A 13,175-nucleotide genomic window follows, 5' to 3' on the forward strand; every position below is an offset into this window, starting at 1 on the left:
CTATGAAAAGACTGTATTTGATTATTTTATTCTGTGGAACTTTGCCATATTTTGTTTTGGTTTCGTTCATTTACGCGGGTGCTTCTACCACAAAGGCACTGACTAAAAAATGTCCAACATGCAATAAATTGTTCTCAGAAAAAACAAAATTTTGCGGTGATGATGGAACTCAATTAGTAGATATCCCTATGAAGATGATTTGTCCTGAGTGCAAAAAAGAAGGGGCTCAAGGTGAAAAATTTTGTAAGGAACATGGCAAAAAACTTGTTCCATTTACAGAACCACCCTCTATCCAGGAAGCTGATGCTTTAAAACAAAAAAAAGACCTTGCTAAAAAGCATTATAAAGAAGGCAATGATTACTGCGATGCTGAATCATATGATTTAGCAATAGAGGCATACAAAAAGGCCGAAGAGGCATTCCCGGATTTTCCTGCATTACATTACAACATGGGATGGCTTTACAGTAAACTTGGGAATGCCGAGCAGGCCATTTATCATCTGCAAAAGTACATTGTTCTTGCTCCGGATGCCAGTGATATTACTGAGGTACAGAGTTACGTTGTCGTTCTAAAAAACGCAGTAGAAAAAGGTAAGCAAGTTATGGATACCTTCAAAAACAGAGACGAAATCATGAAGAAGGCGCTCATAGAACAAAAACAAAAATACGGGAGTGTCGTCGTGCCGGAAGGTGAGTTTATTATGGGTACAAACGATGCAAGAGAGGATGCCTATCCTGAACATAAGGTTTACCTCGATGCATTCGAAATTGACCGTTATGAAGTAACAAACGCACAGTACTGGGAATTCCTGGATTATATGAAGAAGACAAATGATCACAGCAAATGTTTTAAAGGAGAGCCCAGCGGAAAGGACCATACTCCGCGATTCTGGGATAATGAGTACTATAATGTCCCTGACTACCCTGTTGTACGGATTGATTGGTATGATGCCTATGCTTACGCAGCCTGGGCGGGGAAACGGCTTCCCACAGAGGCAGAATGGGAAAAGGCGGCGAGGGGACTTGACGGAAGAAAGTTCCCGTGGGGAAATGAATGGGACCCTGCACGATGCAATCTCAGTGGTGAGCCGAAACCAGTTGGTAGCGTTGAAAACGGAAAAAGCGTTTACGGTTGTTACGATATGGCAGGAAGTGTTTATGAATGGTGCGCCGATTGGTATCTTGATACATATTATGCAGAATCCCCCCACAAAAATCCAAAGGGTCCTGATACCGGTCTTCGGCGCATTATACGAGGGGGTTCACGTTTTTCACAACCCTTCCAGGTACGAACAAATACAAGAAAATCAGAACAACCAAACTTATTTAATTTAAGCGTAGGTTTTCGATGTGCAAAGGATGTAAAAAAGAAATAATTCAAGCAATAATTATCCACTTTTTGTTTAAAAATCACAGTATATGCATTATAATATGCAATATACATCATTTTAAGTTAACAATTATTATTTGAAAGGAGCGAATGCGTGAAACGTATTGGATATTTTGTAAGCGTTGTTGGAATTGCATTTATGGTATTAACATCTTATACAGTCAAGATGACATATGCATCGAGTTGTTGTGGCACGAAGGAAGCCTCTGCTGCTGAAAAGTCAGAAACAAAGTGCGTGGTTTGCGGCAAGGCAGTTGAGAAGGATAAAGGCGTAATGGTAGAGTGTGAAGGGAAAAAGGTTACTTTGTGTTGTAACGACTGTGCAACTGTATTTAAAAAAGACCCTTGTAAGTTCTGTGATGATGAAAAATGTGAAAAACGTAAAGAACATCATCACGAAGAAGGTCATCATTAAAAGATAATTCACAACAACAAATTAACAAGAACATGAGAAAAAGGCGTTCTTACAACAGAAAAATGTAAGAATGCCTTTTTTATTTCTTGGCCTATTCAGGCTGTCTCTGGTTTTGCTGCTTTCGAATCAATTCCTTTATCTTATCTTTCAGTTCTTTCAAGTCTGATGACTTAATAATATAAGCATCGGCCGCCCATGACATAAAATCATCCTTGTAACTGCTATAAGCAGTGTTAATAATAATAGGTATCTTCCTATGCTCGTTTAAGATTTTCCCCATCGCCTCGATCCCGTTCATTTTAGGCATATTAATATCCATTACAATCAGATCCGGCAATTGTTCCCTTACCTTTATTATAGCCTCCAGGCCATCCTTCGCTGTAATAATGTTATATCCTTCTAATGACAATTCGTGTTTATAGAGCAAAAGTTGATTTTTATCGTCCTCTACCACGAGAATAGTTTTCATCATTCGCCCTCCTTAAAAAATGCACTTGTCTTTTTTACCGGTAAGAAGACAGAAAAAGTTGTTCCCTCGTGTAATGAACTTTTCATTTTTATATAGCCTTGATGGTCTTCTACGATCTTGCGGGATACTGCCAATCCTACACCCGTCCCGTCTACCTTTGTTGTAAAAAAAGGCATAAAAATGTTTTGCATTGCTTCTATTGTCATACCCCCACCGGTATCTGATATATTAATTTTCACGTATTCATTTTCCACCATAGTTTCTATTATCAGAGTACCGCCATCGGTCATTGACTCTACTGCGTTTTTTATAAGATTTAAAAATACTTGTTTGATTTGGGTGGGGTCTATATTAATTTTCGGTATAGTTGTATCCAATTTTTTTATCAACTGAATGCGGTTGTTTTTAAAATACGGATCCATTAAGGAGCATGTATTTTCTAATATTTCATTTATTTGAGTCAGCACTTTAACCGGCGCTTGTTCTACGGGTTTACTAAAATCCATAATATTCGCAAGGATTTTTTCTAATCGACCAACTTCTTCAACAATAATCTCTATATTTTGTCTAGTCTGTTTATTGTTAATAGAATCCCGCAAAATCGCCCTGGCAAACCCACCTACCGTCACCAGTGGATTACGGATCTCATGCGCAATATATGCCGCCATGTTTCCTATAACGGCAAGCCGCTCAGAACGAATTAGTCTTTCCTGAGTATCTTTGAGCTGTTGAATCTTTTCTTCGAGTTTTTCATATGCTTCTGCATTTGCAATTGCCAATGCCGCACGGTTAGCAAAAATACTTAAAAGTTCAACCTGTTCCTCTGTTATTGGTTTGTGGCTGTAAACATTATCGGCACAAATTACTCCAATCGCTTCGTCTTTAACCACTAATGGCACACAAACAAATTCGTTCGCATTAATCATGCTTACAAATTTTTTATTACTCTTTGGATTATGAAAGGCATCCTTTTCCAAAATAGGTTTTTTTGTTTTTACACATGAAACGATGATTTCTTTTTCATCTGCTAAAGAATAAGCCATCAGTCGTGTAATCATGTGCAAGGGAGTATCCTCACGATAATGGTCTTCTGATACTTTAATAAGGTCCTCTAATTTTTCATACTTACTGGCTATTTCGCTCCATATCTTATTTGCCTCTTCCCAACTGGAGGGACCAACGGCCATCTTACCATAGACAATATCCCGTTCCTTATCCACCAGAAAAAGCCTTGCACGGTTAAACCCCAATGCAGTTCCGGCGGTAACACAGGTCAAAATTAAGTGAAGTAACCGATCGGTTTGCAGCGGCCCCTGCATCAACTCTGCAAGTTTTCGCAATAAAGAAAGTCGATGGATCTTCTCTTCCTGCTCTGTGGTATCTATCGAGAGTTTAAGTAACTGGATAATAGAACCATTTTCGTTTCTGATAGGTAGAGAAATATTCTTAACATACTTTCTTTCTCCTTTTTCTGTAATTAACTGGATCTCACTAAACTGTTTTTTACCACTTGACAGCGTTTTAAGAACAGAACAATATTTCGTCTCCTTGCATTCACATTTATAAATCTCACGGCAATTTTTCCCTACGGGATCATCCCTTAAGTTGAGCATTTTAGAAAGGGTCTTATTAGCCCAAACAATATTCAGATCTTTATCCATTACGGACAATCCGGCATCGAGCGCATCCACGAGGTCGTTTACGACATTGTCGAATTTATCTTTTAAAATGTGTGGTAACACCATAATCCACTCTTCATATTTGACATGACTCATCTCATAGGTACACTTACAAGTTTTTTTATCGTCTTTTTGATTATAACATATCCCAAAAATCCGCATAAAAAAAATGAAAATTCCTATACCGTCAAATCATTCTTCTTTAGCGATTTTTTATAAAGTGCAGCTTATTCTCTTGCGCTTCTTTCCCAGGACCAATCCTGTGCCATCCCATTTTTCATAAGATTAGTCCATTGCATCTTGTTCTTAAATAAATCCACCCGTCTTCACGATTGCACTACCACTGCTTTCTTTTCTATATTTACATTTCTAAGAAATTCTGCTGCATGCTCCGGTGTTACTGTATTTATGTAAAAACCACTACCCCATTCAAAACCTGCAACCCTTGTTAAACGTGGGATAATTTCGATGTGCCAGTGATAATGTTCTATTTCTCCAAAAATAAATGGCGTTGTATGGACAATATAATTGTAAGGGGGGAACTCAAGGGATGCCTCAAGCTTAAGAAGAACTGCACGTAACACTTGTGCCAATTCTTCGATCTCCAGCTTCTGCAAATTCTCAAAATGTGAAGAATGTATTTTTGACAAAATCCATGTCTCGAAAGGGAATCGTGAGGCATACGGTGCAAAGGCAACAAAGGTATCACCTTCCAGCACGATTCGCGTCCCGGTAGATAACTCTTGTTGAACCATATCGCAAAGTAAACAACGGCCTCTGTATTTGTAAAATTCTTCGCATCCATTCATCTCGTGCATAACTGATATCGGCACAATTGGTGTAACAATTAATTGTGAATGGGAATGTTCCAGGGTAGCGCCTGCAGCCGTACCTACATTTTTGAAAAGTAATCCGTAAATAAATCGTTTATCTTTTTTTAAATCCACGAGTCGGTCCCTGTATGTCCACAACATCTCCTCCACTTGTTTGTTATCAAGTTCTGTCAAAGAAGTGACATGCTTCGGGCTTTCAATAATCACTTCATGCGCCCCAATACCGTTCATCGAATCGTAGATTCCTTCACCATGTTTGTTTAAATTACCCTCAATTTTTAACGCGGGAAATTTGTTTGGTACTACCCTCACTCGCCATCCTTTTGTATTGGATTGAGTGCCTCTTTCTCTATATGCCATAATCTCTGGTGGTGTCTTGTCTTCATTTCCTTCACAAAAAGGGCAAAAACCACCTCTAATAGACTGTGGTTCCGATTTAAAATCAGTCGGACGCATTGCCCTTTCTGTAGCAATAATTACCCAACGACCAGAAACGGGGTCTTTTCGAAGCTCCGGCATTTTTATCGTCCTCCATTGTCTTTTTGGAAATTAATCTTGTGGTCCCTGGCGTTGTTACACCTGCCACATCATTCTTTCAAAATCTTTCGATGGTACAGAAAAACAAAATACCGTCCTAAGGGGCATCCTTTGAGTAACCTCATCCTCTTTCACCAGTTCAATAAAAAATTCTACATCTATTCCCGGGAAAAGGCCTAAATCTACAAAAGGACAGGATAATTCAATTATTTTATTCAAGGAAATACTACAAAAATCTTTCCTTTCGTAAGTATGACTTTTATTTTTTATCTTAAATCTCAATGGTTTATCGGCAAAAAAAGAAGTATATAATTGCAATTCCTCTGGCTGGACAAAAGTAATTACCAGTCTTCCCTTATTAATATATTGAGAAAACAAATCTTCGTGAAAATCTACCCTTATAAATAAAGTATCTATATCAAATCCAAAGAACACCTGCTGAATAGGTTGATCGGATGTCCTATGCATTGTGTCCATATCCCTACTTGCGCTATATTTGCCAGCATCCAGCCATTCAAAATAATTGCTCACGAGCCCGTCCAGTTTAACAGATAAAAATCTTTTTGGATATGAATATGGTTTTCGATGAGCCATCCTAGAAATAGGAACATCCAATATCCTTGGAGTATACACATTAAATAATTTATATACGTTTTTCAGGTGCAATCTAAACAAACTGTCAAATTCATCTTTATAATGGGTAAAATGATCGTCACCAAACCACCAAAACCAATCGCTGCCTTCCGCTATGAATATTTCTTCCCACGCCTTACTCATAATAATATTCGGCGACAAAAGGGTTTTCCCTTCTGTTTGATTTACGAGAAAAGACCGCGTGTCTTCTATTAATTCCCATGCTGCATTCTTTTCTTCATGCCCAATCCATGTTGCCAGATTATGTCCAATCCACGAACCAGGACTAATATGCTGCAATGTTTGCTCTGGGGGATACTCTTCCAAATAATCCCTAATACGGACACATTCCAGATCACTATCGTCGCTAATTGCACGATACAGTCTTCGTAAGAAATCTACACCACTGTCAGGATAATGTTCCCAGGCATTCTCTCCGTCCAATATAATCGTCACAAGGAGAGGTTTCCCATTGTTGTTATACTTCTTCAAGCTATTTATCCTGTTTATGAAATCAGACACCGCAAAATCGGCATGATATTTTGAATATTGAAATCCGATTAAATCTGAAAGAGCATGGTCACGAAACACCATGTTTATAGTATTATTTTTTATATTGATCCGGTAAGGTTTATATAATAACTCAGGCACAACAACCTCCCCGCACCTGTTTCTCAATACTTTATTACCCAGAGAACAAGCCAGTATCTCTTCGTCTGATGCTAACCAATGGAACCCTGCCTGAGTCAAAATGGGAATAATATCATCACTAACAGCGCCTTCGGAAGGCCACATTCCATGTGGTTTTTGTTCAAAATATTTTTCGTAAGTTTGAACGGCTCTTTCTACCTGTATTTTTGCATCTTCAATTGCCAACAATCTTTTTTTTGGTAAAGGCAGTTTCGGTAAAATAACTTTTGCGGCTTCTTGATTACACAATAAAGGTAAAATTGGATGATAATAGGGAGAGGTAGTAACCTCTATCTGTTTCAAATCTTGTAATCGTTTATGAAGCGGAATAATTTGTCTTATTACATCTGTTTGTTTTGATAGAACTATTTCCTTATCTTCATTTGTAAACCCTTCGCCCTTTTTTACTAATTCTGATAACGAAGGGTCTTTTTGAATTACTAACGGATTATACCACGTGAGGTTTGCCCACACCTGTAAATCCTGAAAATCCTCGTTAGAAAAAACACTGACTACATCTCGTGCCAATTTCTTTCTGAAATTCCTCTTCTTCAATAATTCTTTATACCTCGGATAAATATCGATCATGTTTTGATGATTCGCAGAGAAGAAATTATCCAATATATAAAGTTTATTTTCCTGGTTTAAATCCTCTGCTGGTATTTTTGTTAATTTCCAAAACTGGTCATTGGCACGATTCTCCTCATAATCCTTAAGTTGCTCCAGCAGGCAGGGCACATAATTAAACGTTTGACGTATTCTGGGAAAATCTTCTAGTAATAACGCCATACCGATATAGTCTTTTATCCCATGCAGTCTCACCCATGGCATCGAGTACTCGCCGGTTAAATTGTCTTTATAATAAGGTTGGTGTTGATGCCAATAAAATGCTATCTTGATCATTATTATTCAAGCGTTTTAGGAAGCTTTTTTAGTGTTTCTTTGGGATGTTTAATCTTTTTCCAATATTCTGCAAATTGAAATTTTGGACTGTGTTCGCTATCATGACAAATCACACAATTTCTTTCACCTGTTGAACCGTAGTTATCATTTACACTTTTTATATGTTTACTTCCAGCACCATGACAGCTTTCGCAACCCACATCTGTTAAGTTTTGATTTTTTTCGTAATTTAAAAATCCAGAAATATCCCCGTAGCCGACCGTATGACACGTAATGCATTCAGGGTCGTATTGATGGCCAACACCAACCAGGGTATTGTATGAGGTACCGTGAGCTGTTTTGTGCCAGTGATCGTATATTATCTTGTGGCATATTCCACAGGCAAAACTGCCCACATAGGATAACCCCTCTGGAAGAGGTGCCTGTGGCGCCTTACTTAATAAATCTTCATCTACCAGTATTTGCTGATATTCCTTCAGTAATAAAATCATTTCTTTTGAATCTTTGTAAGTATGGCCCAATGGAATAACCTCAACGGACTTTCTTTCTACAACTTTCTTATTTATTGAATACTGCGCAACTCCAATATGCTTTCCACCCATCCCGGGAGAAATAACTGGAGTATTATTAACATATATTGCATCCCCTGGTTCATCGCTATTGTGCCCACTTATAATTAATCCTATTTCTGGAAAGAATTTCGCGATCTCAACAGATTCTTCCAGCGATGCATGGGAAAGTAATACTAAAAGATTTGCCTTACCATGCAACTGTTTAACCAGAGGGCTTAGTGCCTTTACTGGCTCAGATACATTCACATAATCCAACGCATACGTGCTGACGAGGGATTTAGAAAGGATACCGAAAAAGGCAATTTTGAAAAAATGCCCGGAATCAAAACATTCCTTTATGATATATTGGTTGATTTTTATCGGAAATGGAGTAACAATTTTTACGTTGCTTGAAAGAAATTTTACTGTATTCGTTTGGGATAAAAAACTAAGTATTCGTGGACTAATTCCAATATCCTTTTCTCCAAGGTTATGCAATACATACCCCATTTCTCCCATTGCACGGCACAGAATTTCCAGTTTAATCTCATCCTGTCTACTATAACCCCCTGTAAGATCGCCTAAACTTACTGGCAAAACAATGTTCTTTTGTTTTCGAAAGAAATCTATAAACGAATATCTTCTAGAAATTCCCCCAAGTTGACCCTCATAGCAACCGCACGGTTCAAGACTCCCCAACTCCTCCCCGGAAAATAATATTGATACTTTCTCCGGAAAAGCATGGATCGAAATAGGTAGAAACATAATGAAAATGAAAAAAGCAATGAAACATCCAAGGTGCATCTTCATAAAGAACTGATACTTAATTACCCCCTTACTTCTCCATTGATAGGGATAGTAATAACCGGTTGAATAGCACTGTTTGTGTATATCCTTAAACTACTTGTGATTTTCCCGGCCATTATATCTTTACCCAGCTTAATGTCTATTTTCTTAGTACTATTATTTAAGTCAGACACTGCATAATTTACTAGACCTGGATCAGCTTCAATCTTTTCTATTTTCACATCTTTGTTCACAAAATTAACGATAACCGTTCTTTCTGTATCTTGATTTTTTTTAACACTACCAAAAGTTACTATTTCCGGATAAAAAGTAACATCCCCAACAACCTCTCCGGAAAACGGGATATCTATCCTTTCCTGTCTGTTGCTAGTTGTATAGAAAAATACAATTCCATTAAATTTGCCAATGAAATCATATTTTTCAATAGAAACTTGATAACTATGGACATTGTTATCTGCTGTTTTATTTTGTGTGAGTGTAATATATGGATTAGGTGACTCTACCTTCTTTACTTCAATTTTCAATTCAGGTATTGTTTTTATCTCTATATTCCTGGTACAAGAATCACCTTTTCTTATGATACCAAAATTAATTTGCTTTGGGCTAACACGGACTTCTTCAATTATTTCTCCGGTGATCGTTAATTTATATGTTGAATTTTTAGGATCATTTGAGTTCACCGTAACTGATTTCGTTACCCTGCCAACAAAACGGCCTGGATTAAATTTAATCTGTACCTCTCCTTCTTCGCCTGTGAGCAAATTACTCTTAGATACCAATGCGGCAGTACATCCACATGATGATTTAACACTGGTTACAATCAACTCATCAGACCCAAGATTTTTAAATTTGAATCCATGTTTCACAATCTCGCCCATATAAATTTTACCAAAATCATATATTTTCTCTTCAAAAACTATTTTAGGCTTTTTCAAAATCTTTTCATTATCTATTATATCTGCCATTAAGGCATTACAGCATGTTATAGACATGAATAACAGTTGTACTATGATTAAACACATTTTCATTTTTTTCATAGCAATATGTATCTCCTTTTTAATTTACACACAATACTTTATGAGTTTACCTAGTAACAACACATATTCCTGCAGAATTTCACACGCTTTTATAATATGAGGGCTAGCAAAATCGACTTAATAATTTCTTATATTACGATAATTTATACCTTCAATCAAAGAAAATCAATATTGATAATCTTAAAAACACGAAGAGCTGGGTGGTGGGGAGACACCCACGCGACCCAGCTCTTCATCGTTTTACTTCCCATTCCCTTGCCTTCGTACAGACAGGCTCAGGGATTTACCTCAGGCATTATCTTGCATGATAGCCAGGATAAAAATCAGGACCCTGGATGTTATCCCACTGCGCCCCGATGTCTATCCACTCGACAAACAAATACCTCTCATCCTGCGTGAGGAATTTGTCATGCATTACCCTTCCCTCAATCGGGAATACATTCTCTCTCGGTGCGAACTGACTTAAGGCCTCCTCATACAGCCTCCAGATCAACAAGCTGTTGATGGCTGATGATGGATGAACATACTTACCACCAAGGTTGGGATCCTTACCCCTCTGTGGTTCAAGCAAGCTATTGTATGAACGGCTGAATGCTGCAACACCATCAACACTCGCCAGCTCTCCACCGCCACTTAAGTCCGGAGGAAGATTCGCATTGTGACATCCGGCGCACTTCGCATCGATGATCGGCTGAATATCCCTGCGGAAATCCACCGTCCTCCTCTTCTCATCCGTTAACCCTTCCACCGGCTGTGATGTCGTACCTGATGGACCTCCATAGTACACGTCCGATGGTACCACAACGTCTTCACCATGCTTTACTCCCTGATAGATACCATTCTTATCAAGCTTCAGGTATGCAAATGCAAATGGTGAATCATAGTGACTCCTGTCATCATACCACCAGTTGTACAACGCCTTTGTATGCTGGTTCTGGAATGCCCTGCCCCTGTAAGAGCCATCATGACATCCACTGCAAATCCTGCCATGATACGGCCTCAGATACGCCCATGACAACCCGCTCTGTACTGCCATCCCCCTGTCATCCAATATCTGAATGTAGTATGGCGTGTCTGCCGTCTGTGACGTTACCACTGAACCATCATCCTCTACATACTGATACCCGATGATCCTCCTCTGCTGGAATGCAGTTCCTGAGTTGCTGCTTGACCTGCAGCCTCCCAAAAGGTGGCTTCCAACTCCCGCCTTGAACCTGCTTTCATCTGGCTCCACACACTGCACACCCTGGACTATCCTCACCGCCTTCACATCTCCCGGCTTCATTTCCTTCGCCCTCTCGCTGGGATAGGGACCAACCTTGGTGTCCGTCAAGGTCGTGTCAAAACAAATCCATGTACCCCAGGAATGTGGATACCCTTCCACCTTCACCTGGTCAAACGGCTGATAGGTCACCGTCGTTACGCCAAAGTTCTTCCCGGCTGTAAAGGTGTTGATCCACCTTGGCTTGTACTTAATATACACAGGGGCCGGCTGATGATCGTTCCACTCCGGATCATTGTATACCAATTCCCCTGCCTTGCCATTCTTGCAGTCAAACCAATAGATGCCAAAATCGCCTCTCTCTGCATAGGATACCAGCATCCTGTCATCCGGAAGCGGGTAAGGACTCCTGTACAATCCGCCATCGTCCTTCGTCAGCCTCTCGTAGGTCTTGTTGTACGGAGCATCCCAACTGACTGCTGCCAGCTGGCCAACACCCCAGTTCATATAGGGTGACTCTACATATACCAATTTCCTGTCACCAAAGGTGATCTTCGCCTGAGACCTTCCACATGCCCCACCAATTTCATCCGGACAGTTACCATAAATCGCCCTTGGATATGCACCATCCCAGTTGTCTACTTCCAGTAACACCCGGCCTTTCCCTTCTGCCCTGCTCCCATTGGCCTGGACGCTGGAAAACAGGATGTTTCCATCCGGCGTAAGTGCAGGATCATAGTTCGAACTCACGTTGTAGGTGATCTGGTCTATCGTGGTATTCAGGTGCGGAAACTCTATACCTGACAGCACGTGACCGGTAATCCTCTCCGTTACATGGCCTCCCTGCGTATCCAACCTGAAAAGATTATACGCATACGGATTATGGAACTCGTCCTTTACACCATCCGGAGAACCGGCGAAGATAATGAACCCCGTCTTCTCTACCGTCCCTCTCTCTTTCCAGTCTCCTTCAAAATACCTGTCTCTCCATATGATGCGACCCTGACCCTCCTCAATACTACCAGCCGCATAATAGATCGGACTGCGGCACGTGCCTTTATAATCGGTCATCTGCCTTATCCCGCTGCCATCTATATTCATCTCCCATATCTGGCATCCGCCGCCCTTCTTGTGAATCCCGGCAAAAGTGAACTTCTTCCCATCCCAGTACGTGCATGGATCAAAGGCTGACGCAAAATCATTGGTCAGTACCTTTAATTCCTTCGTCTTTAAATTGAATGATACAATCCGGCTACCCTCTGACACATAGTGCGGATAGTTCTGATACGGATCACCCTTTGCCGTCCTGGGTGACTGGGTAAACAATATCACATCCACAGGACCCTGCACCTCTTTCGACATCCCGCAATAATCCGTCCATAAGGCCTTTCCCTGCTTCGAACCACCTGTCATTACCTGGTTCGATGCAAAGATATCCCCACAGACCAACGCACCGGCTATCAACGCCGATGCCATTACCCCTCCTATTATCCTCTTACTCATCTGTTGGCCTTCTCCTTTCACTTTCTTAAAATATTCCACTTGAACCAATTCTTTTCTCTTCCCATACTACCCTACTTATAGCGCCTTCAGGAACTCCACCAAATCCTGCAAATCCTGAGCACTCAGGTGTGACGTCCTTCCATGCATGTCCTTATCATTTACCGTGTTGTTGATCGTGTCAATCAACGTCCTGGCGCTTCCGTCATGGAAATACGTACCTGAAGCATAGATGTCTCTCAGGGTCGGTGTATCAAACTCCTTCACCAGGTCTAACCCAATGATCGGCGTATCGCTCTCCTCTCCATAGGGATCCTCACCGGCATTCAATGCCTGCATGTTAAATACCTTACCCGGTGTTGACCTGAAACCCTTCACTCCTACACGACCGGTTCCCACATCATGGGTCTGTGCATCGCTAAATAAGGCCTTCGGATCCATTGCATCACCAGGATGACACTCCGCACACCCTACATTCGGATCATTAAATAACTTCTCACCCCTCTTTG

The 13,175-nt window shown here is 40.2% G+C and carries 10 protein-coding genes; 2 read left to right on the top strand and 8 right to left on the bottom strand.

Translation table 11 applies throughout. The annotated features are described in order from the left end of the window. Positions 1-2: 2 nt before the first annotated feature. Both E3K36_15485 and E3K36_15490 read left to right on the top strand, forming a co-directional pair. A complete protein-coding gene (locus tag E3K36_15485; GenBank protein ID MCF6156596.1) occupies positions 3-1,376 on the top strand; it encodes a tetratricopeptide repeat protein in 1,374 nt (457 codons plus the stop codon). A 108-nt stretch (positions 1,377-1,484) separates the two neighbouring features. Continuing rightward, positions 1,485-1,805: a hypothetical protein gene (locus E3K36_15490; GenBank protein ID MCF6156597.1), complete on the top strand. Its 321-nt coding sequence runs from the start codon at positions 1,485-1,487 to the stop codon at positions 1,803-1,805. A gap of 91 nt (positions 1,806-1,896) precedes the next feature. Here the strand turns inward: E3K36_15490 and E3K36_15495 are convergent, their stop codons facing one another. From E3K36_15495 to E3K36_15530, 8 genes are all read right to left on the bottom strand, one after another. Beyond that, entirely contained in the window at positions 1,897-2,274 is a 378-nt protein-coding gene (locus E3K36_15495; protein ID MCF6156598.1) for a response regulator, read from the bottom strand. Continuing rightward, on the bottom strand, positions 2,274-4,115 hold the full coding sequence (locus E3K36_15500) for a PAS domain-containing protein (protein MCF6156599.1): 1,842 nt from the start codon (positions 4,113-4,115) through the stop codon (positions 2,274-2,276). Before E3K36_15500 ends, E3K36_15495 begins: the two co-directional genes overlap by 1 nt. Positions 4,116-4,279: 164 nt before the next feature. Beyond that, the gene (galT, locus tag E3K36_15505; GenBank protein MCF6156600.1) at positions 4,280-5,305 is read right to left on the bottom strand and encodes a galactose-1-phosphate uridylyltransferase; all 1,026 of its coding nucleotides are present in this window, start codon (positions 5,303-5,305) and stop codon (positions 4,280-4,282) included. 54 nt (positions 5,306-5,359) lie between these two features. Then, positions 5,360-7,549 (bottom strand): alpha-amylase/alpha-mannosidase, encoded by a 2,190-nt coding sequence (locus E3K36_15510; GenBank protein ID MCF6156601.1) that lies wholly within the window; start codon positions 7,547-7,549, stop codon positions 5,360-5,362. Between the two features lie 2 nt (positions 7,550-7,551). Further along, complete coding sequence (locus tag E3K36_15515; protein MCF6156602.1) at positions 7,552-8,910, bottom strand: hypothetical protein; 1,359 nt, start codon at positions 8,908-8,910, stop codon at positions 7,552-7,554. A gap of 17 nt (positions 8,911-8,927) precedes the next feature. Continuing rightward, entirely contained in the window at positions 8,928-9,944 is a 1,017-nt protein-coding gene (locus E3K36_15520; protein MCF6156603.1) for a DUF1573 domain-containing protein, read from the bottom strand. A gap of 295 nt (positions 9,945-10,239) precedes the next feature. Beyond that, positions 10,240-12,669: a hypothetical protein gene (locus tag E3K36_15525; GenBank protein MCF6156604.1), complete on the bottom strand. Its 2,430-nt coding sequence runs from the start codon at positions 12,667-12,669 to the stop codon at positions 10,240-10,242. 75 nt (positions 12,670-12,744) lie between these two features. Next, on the bottom strand, positions 12,745-13,175 hold a 431-nt coding region (locus E3K36_15530; protein ID MCF6156605.1), incomplete at its 5' end, for a c-type cytochrome.

The organism is Candidatus Brocadia sp. (assembly GCA_021646415.1).
In the GTDB taxonomy this organism is placed as follows: domain Bacteria; phylum Planctomycetota; class Brocadiia; order Brocadiales; family Brocadiaceae; genus Brocadia.